Source organism: Pseudomonas koreensis, from assembly GCF_012986595.1.
Lineage (GTDB): Bacteria > Pseudomonadota > Gammaproteobacteria > Pseudomonadales > Pseudomonadaceae > Aquipseudomonas > Aquipseudomonas koreensis.
Genome location: NZ_JAAQYM010000005.1, coordinates 82953 through 101966, shown reverse-complemented (window position 1 = coordinate 101966; position 19014 = coordinate 82953). Strand labels below are relative to the sequence as shown.

18 protein-coding genes are annotated in these 19014 nt (G+C 61.9%); 7 read left to right on the top strand and 11 right to left on the bottom strand.

Annotated elements, in window-relative coordinates; all coding sequences use genetic code 11:
- Positions 1-45: 45 nt before the first annotated feature.
- Positions 46-1059: an ABC transporter substrate-binding protein gene (locus HBN98_RS16390; RefSeq protein WP_064585441.1), complete on the bottom strand. Its 1014-nt coding sequence runs from the start codon at positions 1057-1059 to the stop codon at positions 46-48.
- A gap of 397 nt (positions 1060-1456) precedes the next feature.
- Here HBN98_RS16390 and HBN98_RS16385 point away from each other — a divergent pair, with 397 nt between their 5' ends.
- Genes HBN98_RS16385 through HBN98_RS16375 form a run of 3 tightly spaced genes read left to right on the top strand, consistent with a single transcriptional unit; the run spans position 1457 to position 5491 of the window.
- Positions 1457-3055 carry an ABC transporter permease gene (locus HBN98_RS16385; protein ID WP_083367353.1) on the top strand — a complete coding sequence of 533 codons (1599 nt, stop codon included), beginning with the start codon at positions 1457-1459 and terminating at the stop codon, positions 3053-3055.
- Positions 3052-3867: an ABC transporter ATP-binding protein gene (locus HBN98_RS16380; protein ID WP_083367354.1), complete on the top strand. Its 816-nt coding sequence runs from the start codon at positions 3052-3054 to the stop codon at positions 3865-3867. The genes HBN98_RS16385 and HBN98_RS16380 overlap by 4 nt, the downstream gene beginning before the upstream one ends.
- Before the next feature lie 13 nt (positions 3868-3880).
- Positions 3881-5491 (top strand): arylsulfatase, encoded by a 1611-nt coding sequence (locus HBN98_RS16375; protein WP_083367355.1) that lies wholly within the window; start codon positions 3881-3883, stop codon positions 5489-5491.
- Between the two features lie 112 nt (positions 5492-5603).
- On the opposite strand, the gene HBN98_RS16370 is transcribed toward HBN98_RS16375, so the two are convergent.
- Positions 5604-6677: a fatty acid desaturase gene (locus HBN98_RS16370; RefSeq protein WP_083367356.1), complete on the bottom strand. Its 1074-nt coding sequence runs from the start codon at positions 6675-6677 to the stop codon at positions 5604-5606.
- A 100-nt stretch (positions 6678-6777) separates the two neighbouring features.
- Between HBN98_RS16370 and HBN98_RS16365 the strand changes: the two genes are divergently transcribed.
- Positions 6778-7782, top strand: a complete 1005-nt coding sequence (locus HBN98_RS16365; RefSeq protein ID WP_064585436.1) for an AraC family transcriptional regulator — start codon at positions 6778-6780, stop codon at positions 7780-7782.
- 103 nt (positions 7783-7885) lie between these two features.
- Here the strand turns inward: HBN98_RS16365 and HBN98_RS16360 are convergent, their stop codons facing one another.
- Together HBN98_RS16360 and HBN98_RS16355 are read right to left on the bottom strand one after the other, a co-directional pair.
- A complete protein-coding gene (locus HBN98_RS16360; protein ID WP_083367357.1) occupies positions 7886-9271 on the bottom strand; it encodes a heavy metal sensor histidine kinase in 1386 nt (461 codons plus the stop codon).
- Complete coding sequence (locus tag HBN98_RS16355) at positions 9261-9941, bottom strand: heavy metal response regulator transcription factor (RefSeq protein ID WP_064585434.1); 681 nt, start codon at positions 9939-9941, stop codon at positions 9261-9263. Before HBN98_RS16355 ends, HBN98_RS16360 begins: the two co-directional genes overlap by 11 nt.
- A 136-nt stretch (positions 9942-10077) precedes the next feature.
- On the opposite strand from HBN98_RS16355, the gene HBN98_RS16350 reads away from it, so the two are divergent.
- On the top strand, positions 10078-10563 hold the full coding sequence (locus HBN98_RS16350; RefSeq protein ID WP_083367358.1) for a GlcG/HbpS family heme-binding protein: 486 nt from the start codon (positions 10078-10080) through the stop codon (positions 10561-10563).
- Positions 10564-10574: 11 nt separating this feature from the next.
- Positions 10575-10985, top strand: a complete 411-nt coding sequence (gene uraH, locus HBN98_RS16345; RefSeq protein WP_064585432.1) for a hydroxyisourate hydrolase — start codon at positions 10575-10577, stop codon at positions 10983-10985.
- Positions 10986-11108: 123 nt separating this feature from the next.
- Here the strand turns inward: uraH and HBN98_RS16340 are convergent, their stop codons facing one another.
- Complete coding sequence (locus tag HBN98_RS16340) at positions 11109-11786, bottom strand: Crp/Fnr family transcriptional regulator (RefSeq protein WP_083367359.1); 678 nt, start codon at positions 11784-11786, stop codon at positions 11109-11111.
- 82 nt (positions 11787-11868) lie between these two features.
- On the opposite strand from HBN98_RS16340, the gene HBN98_RS16335 reads away from it, so the two are divergent.
- On the top strand, positions 11869-12396 hold the full coding sequence (locus HBN98_RS16335; RefSeq protein WP_083367360.1) for an Mpo1 family 2-hydroxy fatty acid dioxygenase: 528 nt from the start codon (positions 11869-11871) through the stop codon (positions 12394-12396).
- 89 nt (positions 12397-12485) lie between these two features.
- Here HBN98_RS16335 and HBN98_RS16330 read toward each other — a convergent pair whose 3' ends face one another.
- The 6 genes from HBN98_RS16330 to dibA form a co-directional block, all read right to left on the bottom strand.
- Positions 12486-13475: a sulfate/molybdate ABC transporter ATP-binding protein gene (locus HBN98_RS16330; RefSeq protein ID WP_003220514.1), complete on the bottom strand. Its 990-nt coding sequence runs from the start codon at positions 13473-13475 to the stop codon at positions 12486-12488.
- A gap of 3 nt (positions 13476-13478) precedes the next feature.
- Complete coding sequence (cysW, locus tag HBN98_RS16325) at positions 13479-14351, bottom strand: sulfate ABC transporter permease subunit CysW (protein ID WP_007952817.1); 873 nt, start codon at positions 14349-14351, stop codon at positions 13479-13481.
- 13 nt (positions 14352-14364) lie between these two features.
- Entirely contained in the window at positions 14365-15183 is an 819-nt protein-coding gene (gene cysT / locus HBN98_RS16320; protein ID WP_007952818.1) for a sulfate ABC transporter permease subunit CysT, read from the bottom strand.
- 146 nt (positions 15184-15329) lie between these two features.
- Positions 15330-16343, bottom strand: a complete 1014-nt coding sequence (locus HBN98_RS16315) for a sulfate ABC transporter substrate-binding protein (protein ID WP_083367361.1) — start codon at positions 16341-16343, stop codon at positions 15330-15332.
- Positions 16344-16490: 147 nt separating this feature from the next.
- Complete coding sequence (gene oscA, locus HBN98_RS16310) at positions 16491-16673, bottom strand: sulfur starvation response protein OscA (RefSeq protein WP_034151822.1); 183 nt, start codon at positions 16671-16673, stop codon at positions 16491-16493.
- A gap of 290 nt (positions 16674-16963) precedes the next feature.
- On the bottom strand, positions 16964-18883 hold the full coding sequence (dibA, locus tag HBN98_RS16305) for a phosphodiesterase DibA (RefSeq protein ID WP_083367362.1): 1920 nt from the start codon (positions 18881-18883) through the stop codon (positions 16964-16966).
- Between the last annotated feature and the right edge of the window lie 131 nt (positions 18884-19014).

Sequence of the window (19014 nt, the reverse complement as noted above, 5' to 3'; positions counted from 1 at the left end):
AGGAGTGAGCCTGCTCGCGATGGCGTCGGACCCAGCGCTACAGATTCAGAGCTTGGCCGCTGCCAGCTCCGGTGCCACCCAATCGCTGACCTTGAACGGCTTGCGAATCAGCTTCTGCTGCGCCGCCAGATCCACCGAGTCCTGCAACTTGCCGAGGAACACCGGGTCCAGCGTCGACGGGAACACTTCACTGAGTTTCTGATCCTGAAGGTCCTGCGACAGGATCACCGGTGGATAACTCGCCAGTCCCGACACCAGCTGCACGTAGGCGTCCTTGTTGCTGTCCTGGGTTAACCACTCCACGGCCTGTTGCTGCGCCTTGAGCAATTTCGCCACAGCTTCCGGATGCCCGTCGACAAACTTGCCGGCGCCTACCAGCACCGATTGCACGCTGCCAGCGCCGCCCAGATCCTTGGTGTTGAGCGGCAATTCCGCCAGCCCCTTGGTCTGCAAGGCGGCCAGACCGGAGCTGCCCCACGACGCATCAATCTGCTTGGCGGCCAGCGCGGCGGTGGCCCCGCTGAAATCGAGGTTGATCACCTTCAAGTCCTTCTCGCTCAAGCCCTGGCTGGCCAGCGCCGCGTCAAACGACAGCTGGGTGGCGGTGCCGCGGAAGATCGCCACGCGCTTGCCCTTGAGGTCCTGCAAGGTCTTGATCCCCGAACCCGGCACCACGCCGAGATACTGCTTCACCCCGCGCGCACTGGCGCTGAGCAGACGCGTGTCGAGGCCATTGGACTTGCCGATGATCGCCGCCAGATCGCCCAGATACGCCAGATCGACCTGACCATTGGCGAACGCCTCGTTGATCACCGGCCCGGCGCCCTTGAAGAAGCTCCATTGAATCTTGATGCCCTGATCGGCGAAGGCTTTTTCGAAGATCTGCTGATCGCGCAACACATCCACCACTCCACCCCCGCTGTGCTGGGTGCCAGCGCTCAGGTCGGGCACGGCGATCCTGATTTCCTTGAGTTCGTCGGCGTGCGCAGTCAAGGCCAGCAGCCCCGCCAGCGCCGGGATGGTCAACAGACTGAAGACACGTTTGAAGGGAAGGTTCATGGGTGCGACTCCTTGATCACGACGGGCGTTGAGGAGCCGAAAGTAGGCTGAAGCATGACCTTCGCTTAAATACTATAAATGCACATTTTTATAGCTTTTAACGCTAAGCAGGCAACGACGCGGGCTGCAGCGGCGTATGCATTAACAGCATCGAAAATATTCTTCGAATGCATTGGATGCGCATCGGGCTGGAAGCCTTAAATGGCGCTGCTTATCTCTAAAAACAATTTATTAAAGATTACTTATAACCATTAGCTCTTAGTTAATGCCGCAAGAGATCGCAGCCTTCGGCAGCTCCTACAGGGGTCAATTCAAGGACGCATTCCCCCGTGGGAGCTGCCGAAGGCTGCGATCTTTTGATCTTGATCTTGAGCCAACCCGACAACGGAGGTCACCCATGGCCCGTCAATCCCTGCTCAGTCTGCCGCTGACGGCGCTGCCACTGAAAAGCCTGCGTACCTGGCCCAGCCTGCACCAACGCCTGTTGCCGTGGCTGCTGCCAATCAGCCTGTTCGCGCTGTGGTGGCTGGCCGCACGCAATCAATGGATGAGCGAGCAGATTCTGCCGGCGCCGTCGCTGGTCTGGAACAGCGCGGTCGAGCTGTCTCAGGGCGAATTGTGGAGTCACCTGTGGATCAGCCTGCAACGCCTGCTCTGGGGGTTGCTGGCAGGGATCTTCGCTGGCGCAGTGCTGGGTGCCGCGCTGGGTTTCAGCCGGCGCCTGGAACGCTTGGTCTTTCCAACATTCGCCGGTCTGGCGCAGGTGCCAACGCTGGCGTGGATTCCGCTGTTCATGGTGTTTTTCGGCATCGGCGAAGTGCTGAAACTGGTGGTGCTGATCAAGGCCATCGTGGTTCCGGTGACCCTGCACACGCTGGTCGGTGTGCGTGATGCGCAACCGAAACTGCGCGAAGCCGCCGCCGTATTGCGCCTGCCGCCGTACCTGCTGATCCGCCGCCTGGTGCTGCCGGCCGCGCTGCCGGCGTTCATGGCCGGCGTGCGTCTGGCCCTGGCCGCCGGTTGGACCTCGTTGCTGGCAGTGGAGTTGCTGGCCTCCAGCGAAGGCATCGGTTACCTGATGGTCTGGGCGCGGCAGCTGTTCATGCTCGACATCGTGTTTGTGTGCATCGTGGTTATCGGTGTGCTCGGTATAGCAATGGATCGCGGCATCGGTTGGCTCGACCGGAAACTGGTGCACTGGCCGCATCCGGCCACCGCAGAAATCCGCCGAGGCCCGCGCTACGAAGGCTGGCAACGCCTGCAACCGTGGCTGTTGCCGCTGGGCCTGCTCGGCGTGTGGCAAGTGGCGAGCGATCAACAGTGGGTCGACGCGAACATTCTGGTCAGCCCGCTCGCGGTGCTGGAAACGACCAAGAACGGTCTGCTCGACGGCACGCTGATCAGCGGTATGGCCTTGAGCCTCGGCCGCACCGTGGGCGGTTTGTTGCTGGGCGGCGGACTTGGTTTCGCCCTCGGCCTGCTGCTGGGCCTGTCGCGCACCAGCGAACGGCTGTTCGGCCCGACCCTCGCCGCCCTGCGGCAGATCGCGATTTTCGCCTGGGTGCCGCTACTCACCGCCTGGTTCGGCCTGGGTGAGTTGGCGAAGTGGGTATTCGTCGCCCTCGCCGCGTTTTTCCCCCTGTTCATCGCCACCCAACGCAGCGTCGCCAACCTCTCGCCACACCTCAACGAAGCCGCGCAGGTGCTACGCCTGAGCCTCGGCCAGCGCCTGCGCCGTCTGGTGTTGCCGGGTGCGGCGCCGGGGATTTTCGCCGGGCTGCGCCTGAGCCTGATCTACGCCTGGCTCGGCACCATCGGCGCCGAGTATTTCATGCCGTCCAACGGCGGCATCGGCAGCCAGATGATCGGCGCGCAACAGCTGTTGCGCATGGACCTGATCATGGCCGGGATGCTGCTGGTCGGCCTCACCGGCGCCCTGCTCAACCTCATCGGCCAACGCCTGGAAATTCGCGCCACTCGCTGGAGACACGCATGAACGCACCGATTGTCAGCTTCACCCACGTAGGCAAATCCTTCGACGTCGACGGTTTAGAACTGGAGGCGATTCGCGAATTCAACCTGGACATTGCCGAGGGCGAATTCGTCGCCATCGTCGGCTCCAGCGGTTGCGGCAAATCGACCTTGCTGCGCTTGCTGGTCGGCCTCGACACGCAATTTCGCGGACAGATTACCGTGGATGGCAAAGCCGTCAGCGGCATCGGTGGCGAGCGCGGCATCGTGTTTCAAGAGCACCGTTTGTTCCCGTGGCTGACGGTGGCCGACAACATCGGCCTGGGCCTGGTCAACGAGCCACTGAGCGCCGCCGAAAAGCAGCAGCGCATCAACGATTTCATCGATCTGGTCGGCCTGCGCGACTTCACCCGCGCCTATCCGCATCAGTTGTCCGGCGGCATGGCCCAGCGCGTGGCGATTGCTCGCGGACTGGTCGCCAGCCCGCGGATTCTGCTGCTCGACGAACCCTTCGGTGCGCTCGACGCACTGACCCGCCAGCAGATGCAGGACGAGCTGCTGGCGATCCGCGACCGGGCAAAAATCACCACGATCCTCGTCACCCACGACGTCGAGGAAGCAATCTTTCTCGCCGACCGTGTGGTGGTGATGGAGCCGCGTCCGGGGCGGATCAAACAGGTGGTCGACATCACCCTGCCGCACCCGCGCCAGCGCAGCAGTTTCGACTTCCATCAGTTGCGCGAAGAGCTGCTGCACGAACTGACCAGTGACGACCATTACCAACCGAGCGCACCGGTGCAGATCCGCGATCTGCCGCTGTCGTTCATTGCCTGCTGAGAGGAATTTTTCGATGCCGCAACGCCCCAACTTTCTGGTGATTCTGGCCGACGATCTCGGCTTCTCCGACCTCGGCGCGTTCGGTGGCGAAATCGCCACGCCGAACCTCGATGCCCTGGCCAGCAACGGCCTGCGCCTGACCGATTTCCACACCGCGCCGACCTGCTCGCCAACCCGTTCGATGCTGCTGACCGGCACCGACCACCACATCGCCGGCATCGGCACCATGGCCGAAGCGCTGACCCCGGAATTGATCGGCAAACCGGGTTACGAAGGCTATCTCAACGACCGCGTGGTTGCCCTGCCCGAGCTGCTGCGCGAGGCCGGTTATCAAACCTTGATGAGCGGCAAATGGCACCTCGGTCTGACCGCTGAACTGGCACCACAGGCCCGCGGTTTCGAGCGTTCGTTTTCGCTGCTGCCGGGGGCGGCCAACCATTACGGTTTCGAGCCGACTTACGATGAGCACACCCCGGGTCTGCTGAAGTCGACCCCGGCGCTGTACATCGAAGACGACACATTCCTCGACGAATTGCCCAAGGATTTTTACTCGTCCGATGCCTTCGGCGACAAGCTGCTGCAGTACCTCAAGGAGCGCGATCAGAGCCGGCCGTTCTTCGCCTACCTGCCCTTCTCCGCACCACACTGGCCGTTGCAGGCGCCGGCTGACATCGTCGAAAAATACCGTGGCCGCTACGATGCCGGCCCCGAGGTGCTGCGTCTGCAACGCCTGGAAAAACTCAAGGCGCTGGGCCTGATCGAACCGGACGTCGAACCGCACCCGCTGATCCAGCTGAGCGCGCAATGGGACGCGCTGAGCGACGAGCAAAAACAGATTTCCGCGCGGGCGATGGAGGTCTACGCGGCGATGGTCGAGCGCATGGACTGGAACATCGGCCGGGTGGTCGATTACCTGCGCAAGCAGGGGCAACTCGACAATACGTTCATTCTGTTCATGTCCGACAACGGTGCCGAAGGGGCGCTGCTGGAAGCTTTCCCCAAGTTCGGTCCGGAGTTGATGACTTATCTGAACCAGCACTACGACAACAGCCTCGACAATATCGGCCGGGCCAATTCCTACGTCTGGTACGGGCCGAACTGGGCGCAGGTAGCGACCGCACCGTCACGGCTGTTCAAGGCCTTCACCACTGAGGGCGGGATTCGCGTGCCGGCGCTGCTGCACTATCCACAACTGCCGATCAAAGGGCAGATCAGTCATGGCTTCGGCACCGTGATGGACATCACCCCGACCATTCTCGATCTGGCCGGCGTGCGCCATCCGGGCAAGCAATGGCACGGCAAACCGGTGGCGCCGCTGCGGGGTAAATCGTGGCTGGGCTTCTTGTCCGGCGAGACGGCGCAGGTGCACGATGAGCACACCGTCACCGGTTGGGAATTGTTTGGCCGCCGGGCGATTCGCCAGGGGTCGTGGAAAGCGGTGTGGATCCCCGGACCGGTCGGGCCGGCGACCTGGCAGCTTTATGATCTGGCGAGTGATCCGGGGGAGATTCATGATCTGGCGGAAAGTCAGCCGGACAAGCTCAGCGCGCTGATCGGGCATTGGCAGCAGTATGTGGAGGAGACCGGGGTGATCTTGAGTGCTTCGCCGTTTCAGCCGGATTGAGGTTGCCTGATAGATCGCTTTCGCGAGCAGGCTCGCTCCCACAATCTGGATTTGCGAATACGATCCAATGTGGGAGCGAGCCTGCTCGCGAAGAGGCCTTCACACTCGCCCATCAAGCCCGGGCAGTACGCACCTCTTCCTGCGCCAATTCATTCTTGCGAACAAACCGGTTCGCCCGCCCGAACGTGCCGAAATCATTGAAGCGCACGCCCATCTCACGCATCACCTTGTGCGCCACCGGCACGGTCATCTGGCGAATGTAAAACGGTTCCTTCACCACAAAATGGTGAATCCCGTGGCTGCTGCCGAAGTTGAAGCAGAACGCCTGCAACGGCCACAACCACCACGGGTTCAGCACCTGGCACTGCTGCAGCACATTGCCTGGCTCGACATCGCCGTAGTAATGCATGTTCGAACTGATGAAGTGCAGGCAAAACGTGCGCAACACGTTCGGGCCGATGATCACCACGGCGGCGATATCGATTACCTGCATCACCGATAACGTCGTTGCTGACCATTCGATCGGCGAACCCAGCAGATAGGCGATGCCATTGGCCGCGTGAAAGCCGAGAAACACGTACCACGCGCCCCAATGCACCAGCGCCAGCGGCGCGTAGACCTTCAGGCTGCGTTTGATGATGCTGATTTTGTGCGCCCAGGTCTTGGCCCGCAGCATGCGGATGAACGCCGACATCACGTTGTCGCCGACCATCAGCAACCGCGCAAAACCCCACGGTTCACCGTTGGTGATCGCCCGTTCTTCCATGTCGGTTTCGGTGCCGGACGCCTTGTGATGGTTGAGGTGCAGATGCCGACGGATCCACGGGTTGATGGTGCTCGGCCGCGCCAGCCAGACCAGGCCCATCATCAGGTTGTGCGGCACGCGCTGCTTGCGGAAATACATGCTGTGGATCAGGTCGTGTTCCAGCTCATGGGTCAACGAGGCGAAAAACGCGTTGAGCAGCAGGCACACCCACCACGCCATATGGCCGCTTATGTACAGCGCTGCCGAGCCGATCATCCCGGCCAGGGCGAAGGCCAGAATCCCGGCACCGAGGGCATCCTGATGCTGGAGAATCGGGTAGCGCTCACGCAATTCGACGCCTTTGGCCAGTACCACTTCGCGAATATGCGCTGATCGCCGGGCGGCATTGTGTCGCTGGGGACTTGCAGAAGTACGGTCCATGCTTCCATCCTCTGGTTATCGATGTTCGCATCCTGCCCTGGGCAATTGCAGAACACGCTAGCCGAGAACGCCAACCTGTTGACCGGAAGCGCCAATCAGCATGAAGGAACCGACCTCCCTCGCCAGTTGGACCCGTGCCTTGCGCAAGCAACTCGATGCGCTGGGGCTGGACAGTATCGGCCTGTGCCAACAGGCGGGCCTCGATCCGCAGCTGATGGACGACCCGAACGCGCGTTATCCGTTGTCCGGCACCACGCGTCTGTGGCAACTGGCGGTGCAGTTCAGCGGCGATCCGGCCATCGGCCTGCGGGTATCGCGGTTCGTCAGCCCGACCACGTTCCATGCGCTCGGTTACGCGCTGGTGGCCAGCGGCAGCCTGCGCGAGGTGTTCGAGCGCATCGTGCGCTACCACCCAGTGGTCAGCGATGCGCTGGAACTGGAGTTGAGCCGCAGCGATGACCGCTATTTGTTCCGTCTGAACATTCCGTCAGGCAATCCGGCACCGGCCTTCGAAGCCATCGACGCGTTTGCCGCGATCTACGTGCGCACCTGCCGCAATCGCCTCGGTCGCGACTATGCGCCGCTGGCGGTGTACCTGCGCCGCCCGGAACCGCAAGACCCGCATCCATGGCACAAGGTGTTCCGCGCGCCGGTGCATTTTTGCGCCGCCGAGGATCGTCTGGAGTTCGCCCTCGCCGACTTCGACAGCCACCTCGACGACGCCAACCCGGAACTGGCCGAACACAACGAAGCCGTGCTCAAGCGCACCCTCGCCCAGCTCAAACCGCTGACCTGGGAGCGCAAGGTGCGCGACGCCATCGAAGAACAACTGCCGGAAGGCGAACCCAGCGCCGAACGCATCGCCCAAGCGCTGCACCTGAGCCTGCGCAGCCTGCAACGGCACCTGGCGGACGAAGGTTGTCGCTTTGACACGTTGCTCAACGAGAGCCGTGAGAATCTGGCGCTGCTGCACCTGCGCGATCCGCAGTGTTCGTTGAGTGAGGTGAGTTATCTGTTGGGATTTGCCGATACCAGCAGCTTCAGCCGCGCGTTCAAGCGCTGGACGGGGATGACGCCGGGGCAGTTTCGCGACGGGTTGCGCTGATCCAGATTCAGGTTGTCTGATCTGACGCCATCACGAGCAGGCTCACTCCTACCGGGGGAACGCATTCAAAATGTGGGAGCGAGCCTGCTCGCGAAGGCGTCCTTCAATTCACCACAAAACCCAGCCCAAATACCGTGCCCTCCGCATCACTGCTGACCCGCACCTGCCCGCCATGCAACTGCATGATCGACTGCACGATCGCCAGCCCCAGCCCACCCGAATCCCCGGGCTGCGCCCGTGCAGGATCGACGCGATAGAAGCGGTCAAACAGTTTGCCCAGATGTTCTGGCGCGATGGCCGGGCCATGGTTGTGTACCTGCAACCAGCACACCCCCGGCTCATCGCGACGGCGCAGGCTGATCTGCGTGCCTTCATCGGCGTGGCGCACCGCATTGGCCAGCAGGTTACCCAAGGCACGTTGCAGCAGTTGCTGGTCGGCCAACAGTTCGCCGTGCAACGCGTTTTCCAGACGAATATCGCGGTCGTCCGCCAGGGCTTCGAAGTAATCGCACAGTTCACTACCGACCTCGTGCAACTCCAGCGTGCGCAAGTCGAGCGCACGCTCCGCCTGTTCGGCGCGGGCGAGGAACATCAGGTTCTCGGCCATGCGCTTGAGGCGTTCGAACTCTTCCATGTTCGAGGCCAGCAACTCCTGATATTCCGCCGTACTGCGCGGGTGGTTCAGTGCCTGGCCATTGCTCGCGAGCAAGGTGTGCAACGGGGTGCGGATCTCGTGGGCCAGATCGGCAGAAAACTGCGACAGCCGCTGCACACTATCGTCCAGACGGGCGAGCATGCCATTGAGCGCCTGCACCGGCTCGAGCAATTCGGCGGGGGTGCCGGTGGCGGGCAGTCGCTGATCAAGACTGCGCAGATCAATGCCACGCACCGCCGCGCTTAACTGGCGCAACGGTTGCAGGCCACGGCGCAGCAATACCAGTCCCAGCGCGAACGCCAGCAGCGCGCCAAGCCCGACGGCCAGATACAGGCGCAAGCGATAACTGGCGAGCATCTGCTCACGCTCAGTGAGCACCTTGCCGGCGATCACAATCAGCGGTTCGCCGTTCGGCCCACGGGCCTCACCGGACAACAACGCCAGCTCGGCGCCGTCCGGCGCTTGCCAGGTCAGCACATCGCGACGCTGCGGCGTTTGCTCGCGCGCGATGGCGTTCAATGTCGGCAGCTCGCGCGGGCGCGGGTTGATCGCAATCACGCTCGAACCGTCAGCGCGCCGCACCAGCAACAGGCTGTCGAGGTTACCGAGCATGTTCTGGTACAACCGTGGACGCGCCTGCAAGGCGTCGAGGCTGTCGCTGTCGGCGAGCAGGGCGCGCACCTGTTCCAGGCGGCCGAGCAACGCCAGATCATCCCGATAGGCGATCTCCGAGGCGAGTGAGCGGTAGAGGAACACGCCAATCGCGCTCAATACCAACGCGCAGACCACAGCGAACGCCAGCGCCAGACGCCAGGCGATCGACCTAGCGCGCATCGTCGGGCGCTTCCAGCTGATAGCCGACGCCGCGCACGGTGTGGATCAGTTTCGGCATGTACGGGTCATCGACCTTGGCCCGCAAGCGGCGCACCGCGACCTCGACCATGTTGGTGTCGCTGTCGAAATTCAGGTTCCACACCTGCGAGGCGATCAGGGTGCGCGACAACACTTCGCCCTGACGACTGGCGAGCAGTTGCAACAGGGCAAATTCCTTGTTGGTCAGGGCAATGCGCTGGCCGCCGCGACTGACCCGACGCCGCAGCACATCAATCTCGAGGTCGGCGATGCTGTAGGACTCGGCCTCGCGCAGCGGCCCGCGGCGTAGCAGCGTGCGCACCCGCGCGAGCAATTCGGCGAACGCGAAGGGCTTGAGCAAGTAATCATCGGCGCCCAGTTCGAGGCCGCGCACGCGGTCTTCGATGGCATCCTTGGCGGTCAGGAACAACACCGGCGTGGCGCCGCGCTGGCGGATCAGTTGCAGCAACTGCCAGCCATTGAGGCCCGGCAGCATCACGTCGAGGATGATCAGGTCGTATTCCTGCTGCTCGATGAAATAGCGCCCGTCGAGGCCATTGAGGGCCACGTCCACGGCGAATCCCGATTCGCCCAGGCCTTTGGCAAGGAAATTCGCGGTTTTGGCTTCATCTTCTACGACCAGCAAACGCATGGCACACCTCGATTGATCAGGCACACAGGCTAGGCGTCTTCGGCCCGATTGCCCATTACAAACTTGTAATCCGACTGACGAGGTTCTGACGAGGACCGGCGGCTAAGGTGATGTCCTTCGCTTTCGGAGCCTGTTCATGACCTTCAAATACCTCGTTGCGAGCCTCGCCATCGGCTTGAGCACCAGCGCTTTCGCCAGCCCTGACCTGCCGCGGCACGCCGACCTCGATCTGAAAACCGCGCGCCTGCTGGCCGACTCGGCGCTGAGCAACTGCAGCGGCACAGTCTCGGTGCTCGACCGTGGCGGCAACCTGCTGGTGACCCTGCGCGGCGATGGCATCGGCCCGCACAACACCGCCGCCAGCCAGCGCAAAGCGTACACCGCGCTGTCGACGAAAACCCCGACCCGGCTGTTCGCCGAACGCGCCCGCAGCAACCCGGACACCGCCAACCTCAACACCCTCGATGAGCTGCTGTTGCTTGGCGGCGGCATCCCGTTGTTCGCCGGCACTGAGCTGGTCGGCGCCATGGGCGTGGCCGGCTCCGGCGGCGGTGAACAAGACGAAAGCTGTGCCATCAAGGCCGCGGAAAAGGCCGGCCTGACCCTCACCCGTTCCCAATAAGGAGACTGACCATGACCACCCTGCGCATGACCTTCGCCGCACTCGGCCTGAGCGCCATTTCAAGCCTGGCGCTGGCCGCCGGCAACCCACTGAGCGTGCACGTGCTCAATCTGGAAAACGGCCTGCCGTCGCCCGGAATCAACGTCACCCTGGAAAAACACGTCGGCCAGAACTGGCAGCCGCTGGCTCAGGGCACCACCAACGAACAGGGGCGCATCGCCGAACTGTTCCCGGCCAAACAGCCGTTCGAGGCGGGCGAATACCGGGTGGTGTTCAAGACCGGCGAGTATTTCGAGAAGGCCAAGCGTGAGACGTTTTTCCCGGAGATTCCGGTGATTTTCCAGGTAAAGCAGACTGACCAGCACTACCACATCCCGCTGCTGCTCAGCCCTTATGGTTTCTCGACCTATCGCGGTTCGTAAGCCACGCACGTTTCCCTGTAGGAGTGAGCCTGCTCGCGATAACGGTGTATCAGTTGATGATGTGTTGGCTGACACACCGCTATCGCGAGCAGGCTCACTCCTACAATGGATCGGTACGAGGTTTTAGAGTGTGGCCAGCGCCCGCAAGCGAACGGCATCAAGAATTTCGATCTCGCCATACCCTAACCCGATAATCCCCTGCCCCTGCAAATCCTTGAGGATCTGATTGGTGGTCTGGCGTGACAGCGACAGCATCGACGCCAGCTGTTCCTGTGGCAATTGCAGCACCCGCCGCGGCGGGTCGAGTTCGCCGTAGCCCTCGGCGATCATCAGCAAGCGATGCGCCAGGCGCGCCGGGGCCGGCAGCAGGCTCAACTGTTCAAGGTTGATGAACGTCAGGCGCAGTTTGTGGCTCATCAGCAATGCCAGATGGCGCCAGTACACCGGCTGTTCATCGAGGATTTTCAGCAACGTGGCCTGCGGAATATTCAGCAAGGTGCACGGCCCGACCGCATAAGCGTCATGGGTGCGCGGCTGACCGTCGAACAGGCAGATTTCGCCGAACCAGTGCGGCGCTTCCACCACGCTCAGCAACGCCTCCTTGCCCTGCTCGCTCACCGCGCCGATACGGATCGCGCCGTCGAGCACTGCGTACAAACCGCACGGTGCATCGCCGCGTTGAAACAGCCGTTGCCCCGCCGTCAGCCGCCGCTCCCGGGCCGCCGCCAGCAGACTATCCTGAAAGGAAGCCGGCAGATGACTGAACCATTGCCCGGTCATCAGCTGTGAACGCTTATTCATGAACACTCCCAATTGTCGCCTGCCTGACAGAGCGAACGCCGAACCCGGGGCATGCTGCTCTCACCCTACAGGAGGAACAACAATGAAAAGCCTCGTCGATCACTTGAGTCAATACGCCGCCTACCACCGCGACCCGCGCAACATCGCCAGCCACTTTATCGGCATTCCGCTGATCGTGGTGGCCGTGGCAGTGTTGTTGTCGCGGCCGCAATGGGCGCTGGGCGGGTTGTGGCTATCGCCGGCGGTGCTGCTGGCGCTGGCCTCGGCGTGGTTTTACCTGCGCCTGGAACTGAAGCTGGGTGTTCTGATGACACTGCTGATGGGCCTGTCGGTCTGGGCCGGGCATGCGCTGGCGCAGCAGAGCACCATGGTCTGGCTCAGCAGCGGGCTGGCGATGTTCGTGATCGGCTGGGTGATCCAGTTTGTCGGGCACCACTATGAAGGGTGCAAACCGGCGTTTGTCGATGACGTGAGCGGGTTGATTGTCGGGCCGTTGTTTGTCGTGGCCGAGTTGGCGTTCCTGCTCGGGATGCGCCATGAGTTGAAAGAGCAGATCGAGGCCCGGGCGGGGGTGGTGCGGGTCAATCCGAATGGCAAAGCGGCGGCTTAGGCCGCTTTAAAAGATCGCAGCCTGCGGCAGCTCCTACAGGGGAAACGCATTCCAATGCAGGAGCTGCCGCAGGCTGCGATCTTTTGATTTTAGAGGCTGGCGACTTTCTGCCAGACCTTCGGTTTGAAGAACAGCGTTTCACCCTTGGCCAGACCGATCAGGCTGTCGTGGTCTTTCACCACTTCGGCCTCGATCAGATCCGTCTGCCCCTCCACCTTCAACGTCACTCGCGTGGTCGCGCCCAACGGGCGGATATCGCGCACTTCAGCGGCGTGGTGATCTTCCAGTTCATGTTTGGACAACGACACTTCGTGCGGGCGGAACAGCACGTGGTTGTCGTCGCTGAGCAGCAAGCGGTTCGAGTCGCCGAGGAAGTGATAAACGAAATCGCTGGCCGGGTTTTCGTAGACGTCGCCCGGGGAGCCGATCTGCTCGATCACGCCCTTGTTCATCACCACGATGCGGTCGGCGACTTCCATGGCTTCTTCCTGGTCGTGGGTCACGAACACCGAGGTCAGGTTGATGTCTTCGTGCAGGCGCGCCAGCCAGCGGCGCAGTTCTTTACGCACTTTGGCGTCGAGGGCGCCGAACGGCTCATCGAGCAGCAGGACCTTCGGTTCCACCGCCAACGCGCGGGCCAGGGCAATACGCTGACGCTGGCCGCCGGACAACTGCTCCGGGTAGCGATCCGACAGCCAGTCCAGTTGCACCATGTTCAGCAGTTCGTGGACCTTGGTCGCGATCTGGCTTTCGCTCGGGCGCTGGTTTTTCGGTTTCATGCGCAGGCCGAACGCGACGTTGTCGAACACCGTCATGTGACGGAACAGCGCGTAGTGCTGGAACACGAAACCGACGTTGCGATCACGCACGTCGTGGCCGGAGACGTCTTCGCCGTGGAATACGATGTTGCCCTGATCCGGGGTTTCCAGGCCGGCGATAATCCGTAGCAGCGTGGTCTTGCCGCAGCCGGACGGGCCGAGCAACGCCACCAGCTCACCGCTGTGGATATCCAGGCTGATGTTGTCCAGCGCCTTGAACGCATTGAAATTCTTGCTGACGTTACGCACTTCGATCGACATGAATTATTCCTCCGCGGCGCTGGCGCGCAGGCGGTTGATACGGTTTTCGCTCCACTGCTTGAGCAGCAGGATGAAGAGCGCCAGGATCAGCAACAGGCTCGCCACGGCGAACGCGGCCACGTGGTTGTATTCGTTGTAGAGGATCTCGACGTGCAGCGGCAAGGTGTTGGTCACCCCGCGAATGTGCCCGGAGACCACCGACACCGCACCGAACTCACCCATGGCCCGCGCGGTACACAGCACCACGCCATAGATCAGGCCCCACTTGATGTTGGGGACGGTGACGTGCCAGAACATCTGCCAGCCATTGGCGCCAAGCAGCCGCGCGGCTTCCTCTTCCTGCGTGCCTTGTTCCTGCATCAGCGGGATCAGCTCGCGGGCCACGAACGGCACGGTGACGAAGATCGTCGCCAGCACGATGCCCGGCAGGGCGAAGACGATCTGGATGTCGTGATCCTGCAGCCACGGTCCGAACAGGCCCTGAGCGCCGAACATCAGCACGTAGACCAGACCTGCGATCACCGGCGATACCGAGAACGGCAGGTCGATCAGCGTCACCAGCATGCTCTTGCCACGGAACGAATATTTGCTCACGCACCACGCGGCGCTGACCCCGAACACCAGGTTCAGCGGCACCGAAATCAGCACCGCGATCACCGTCAGTTTCAGCGCCGACAGCGCATCCGGTTCAAAGATCGCGGTGAAGAATGCGCCGAGACCGTTCTTCAGGCCCTGCGACACCACGATGAACAGCGGCAACACCAGAAACAGGAAAAAGATCAGCCAGCCGAGACCGATCAGGATCCTGCGCGAAGTGGCGCTGCCACGGCGCGCAGCGTTGGCCGAGGACGCGGCCGCAATAGACGATTGGGACATGGTTCGCGCCTCCTTATGGGGTTTCGATGCGCCGCTGCAGCAAGTTGATCAGCAGCAACAGGACGAAGGAAACCACCAGCATCAGCACGCCGATGGAGGTGGCGCCGGTGTAATCGTATTGGTCGAGCTTGACCATGATCAGCAGCGGCAGGATCTCGGTTTTCATCGGCATGTTGCCGGCAATGAAAATCACCGAACCATACTCGCCGACGCCCCGGGCGAAGGCCAGGGCAAAACCGGTCAGCCAGGCAGGCAACAATGCCGGCAGCAGGATATGGCGGAACACCTGCAAAGGTTTCGCACCGAGGCAGGCGGCCGCTTCTTCGACTTCACGCGGGATATCGGCCAGCACCGGTTGCACCGTGCGCACCACGAACGGCAGGGTCACGAAGGTCAGCGCGAGGGTGATGCCCAACGGTGTGTAGGCAATCTTGAAACCGAGGTCGGCGGCGAACTGCCCGACCAGGCCGGTCGGGGTGTACAGCGCAGTCAGGGCAATACCGGCAACGGCTGTCGGCAGGGCAAACGGCAGATCGATCATCGCGTCGATCACCTTGCGCCCGGGGAAGGTGTAGCGCACCAGCACCCACGCCAGCAGCGTACCGATGATGCCGTTGATGATCGCGGCACACAGTGCGGTGCCGAAGCTCAGCTTCAGAGCGGCCAGCACGCGGGGGGCGGAGATGATCGTCCAGAACTGATCCCAGGTGAGTTGGGCGGCGTGGACGAACATCGCCGCCAGCGGGATAAGCACAATCAGGCTGAGGTACACCAAGGTGTAACCCAGCGTCAGCCCGAAGCCGGGTATGACGGGGGAGATACGACGCGACATAAAAGTCCTTGGTTGTGTGGCGAGGGAGCTTGCTCCCGCTGGACTGCGCAGCAGTCCCTAATTCTTATGAGCGCTGCGCAATCAAGCGGGACGGTGCGGCGGCCCGACTTGCTCCCTCGTCACATTGAGTCCGGGTTCTGCTCAGATTATTGCGCCTGATAGATCTGGTCGAACACGCCACCGTCATTGAAGAATTTCGGCTGCGCGGATTTCCAGCCGCCGAAGTCCTTGTCGATGGTCACCAGTTCCAGTTTCGGGAACTGCTGGGCGTACTTCGCCGCCACGTCCTTGTCACGCGGGCGGTAGAAGTTCTTCGCGGCGATCTCCTGACCGGCCGGGCTGTACAGGTGCTTCAGATAGGCTTCGGCGATCTGCTCGTTGCCCTTCTTCTCGGCGTTCTTGTCGACCACGGCCACCGGTGGCTCGGCGAGGATCGACAGCGACGGCACGACGATTTCGAACTTGTCGGCGCCGCCATCTTCTTTCAGCGCCAGGAAGGCTTCGTTTTCCCAGGCCAGCAACACGTCACCCTGACCGTTGTTGACGAAGGTGATGGTCGAACCACGGGCGCCGGTGTCCAGCACGGGCACATGCTTGAACAGATTCTGTACGTATTCTTTGGCTTTTTCTTCGCTGCCGCCGTTGGCTTTCAGGCCATAGGCCCACGCGGCGAGGAAGTTCCAGCGCGCACCGCCGGAGGTTTTCGGGTTCGGGGTGATGACCGAGACGTCGTTCTTGACCAGGTCGCCCCAGTCCTTGATGCCTTTGGGGTTGCCCTTGCGCACCAGGAACACAATGGTCGAGGTGTACGGGGTGCTGGCGTCCGGCAGACGCTTCTGCCAGTCGGCTGGCAGGGTCTTGCCGAGCTTGGCGATTTCGTCGATGTCACCGGCCAGCGCCAGGGTCACGACGTCGGCACGCAGACCGTCGATCACCGCGCGGCCCTGCTTGCCCGATCCGCCGTGGGACTGCTGGATTTTCACGCTGTCGCCGGCGTGGTCCTTCTGCCAGAACTTGATGAATTCAGCGTTGTAGTCCTGATACAGCTCGCGCGTCGGGTCGTACGATACGTTGAGCAGTTCGTAATCCTTGGCAACCGCGGAACCGGCAAACACAGCGCTGGCCAGGGCGGCCAAAGCGTAACGGCGAATCGACGACATGGTGAAAGCTCCTGGAATTCTGGGTGGTGGCTTTTTCTTATGTGTGGCTGGAATCGGGTTGCTCATTCAAAGATCGCCGCCTTCGGCAGCTCCTACACACAGCCCCCTGTAGGAGCTGCCGCAGGCTGCGATCTTTTGATCTTCAACTCAGCCCGGTTGCTTACCCGGCTGCTGCAAACGGAATTTCTCTTTGCGTTCGATCTGCACGACCTGAGCGTTGTGCACAGTGATCTCCACCGCGCCAAATCGCAGATCGCGCAGAGCGCTCTGGATTTCACGCAAAATGGTGGTTTCGTCCTGACCGTCAACGCTGCGAAGGGATGCGCTCATGGTGCTGCTCCTTTGAATGGGATATGCCTGGCAGTGGGCCGCACTGCGTTCGGCGTGGGAGCAATATAAGAGAGGCACAGATATTCTTAAAAAGACTATTTAAGAATGTTTATATAACTGGAAAACATTATCTGACGGGGCAAGGGTTTGCGCGGTGTTCCCGCTATGAAAGAACACCGCTCCCCCTGTGGCGAGGGAGCTTGCTCCCGCTCGAGTGCGAAGCACTCGCCGTTTTTTTGGGCCTGCTACGCAGTCCAGCGGGAGCAAGCTCCCTCGCCACAGGATCGGATTCAGCCGATAAACGGTGCCCGCGCCCAATCAATCTCCCCCGCAGGCACCGGCCGCCCAAACCAGTAGCCCTGGCCCAGATCACATGCCTGCTCCAGCAGAAACGCCGCCTGCTCCGCCTGCTCGATGCCCTCGGCGTGGACCTGCATGCCCATGCTGCGGGCCAGCGCGATGATCACTCGAACGATCGCCACATCGTCCTCGTCCAAGGGCAGCCCGGCGACAAAGCCTTGATCGATCTTGAGCTTCTGCACCGGCAGGCGCTTGAGCCGCAGCAGTGACGAATAGCCAGTGCCGAAATCGTCGATGGCCAGGCGAATGCCCAGTTCGCGCAAACGATGCATCTGTTCCAGTGCCACTTCCGGGTCGTCCATCACCGCGCTTTCGGTGACTTCCAGCTCCAGATAGGCCGGGTTCAGCCCGGTTTCGTGCAGCACCTGCGCCACCTGCTGGTACAGCTCGCGCCGGGCGAACAGCCGCGACGATACGTTCACCGCGACGAACGACAGCCCAATCCCGGCCTGCTGCCATTGGCACATCTGCGAACACGCCTCGCGCATGACCCAAGCGTCGATTTCGGCAATCAGCCCGGTGCGCTCGGCAATCGGAATGAATTCCGCCGGCGACACCAGCCCCCGCTGCGGATGCTGCCAGCGCACCAGCGCTTCGACACCGATCAGGCGACGGGTTTTGAGGTCGTGCACCGGTTGATAGAAAACCCGCAGCTCCTGCTGCTCCAGGGCACGGCGCAGTTCGAAAGCGATCTCGACCCGTTGCTGCGCATGGGCGGTCAGTTCTTCGGTGTACAACGCATAACCGTTGCGCCCGCTGCTCTTGGCCTTGAACAGCGCGGCGTCGGCATTGCGCAGCAGTTGATCGGCACTCAATGCATCGCTGGGGAACAGGCTGATGCCGATACTGGCGTTGATGAACAGCTCATGCTGGTCGATGCGAACCGGCTCCTTCAGCGCATCGAGAATGCGCTGCGCCAGCGCCGCCGCCTGGACCGGTTGTGGACAACTTTCCGCCAGCACCGCGAATTCATCACCGCCGAGCCGCGCCAGGGTAATCCCGGGACCGAACAGGTCCTGCAGGCGCGCCGCCACCGCCTTGAGCAAGCGATCGCCGACGTTGTGGCCGAGGCTGTCGTTGATCATCTTGAAGTGATCCAGATCGATCATCAGCAAGGCGCAGCCGCGCTTGTGCAACTGCGCCGACGCCAGCGCCTGCTCGGCGCGGTCGCTGAACAGCAGGCGATTGGGCAGATCGGTCAGCGGGTCGTGGTGGGCGAGGTGCTTGAGTTCGTGTTCGGAGTCCTTGATTGCACTGATGTCGGAAAACACCGCCACGTAGTGACTGAGCCGCCCCTGATCATCGTGAATCACGCGGATGGTTTGCCACTGTGGATAAATCTCACCGCTCTTGCGCCGGTTCCAGATTTCCCCGCTCCACTCGCCGTGGGCCTGCAGTGTGGCGAACATCGCCTGATAGAAGCCCGGCGGATGGTGGCCGGACTTGAACAGACTCGGCTGATGGCCGAGGACTTCTTCGTACTGGTAGCCGGTGATCTCCATGAACGCGCGGTTAACGTGCACGATCAGGCCTTCGCGGTTGGTGACCAGCACTCCTTCGCGGGTACAGTCGAAAACCGCGGCAGCCTGGCGCAGGCGCTCACGGTCAGCCTGACGCTCGCGCAACCGTGCACCGATGCCGAGAAACTCACACAAACGCAGGCGCGCCAGAAAGATCAGCCCGGTACTCAGCGCCGCCCAGACGTAACCGTTGATCAGTTGCCATCGCTGCAGATCGACAGACTGATCAAAGAAACTGTTCAATAAGTAACCAGTGCCCTGCAGCCAGACGACAGCAAGCACCAGGTAAAGCAGCGCTGCACGCAAGGCATCGCGGTAAGTGGCAGGCATTCGGCTGTCCATGTCCCTACAAAAAAGGTTGGAATTATAGGTCAAGAAACATCCAGCGACTCTTATCTGAAAGGGCGACTGGTTTTATCTGTGTGCTTGGTGATAATGCAACGGCTGTTTTTTTCTTTTTC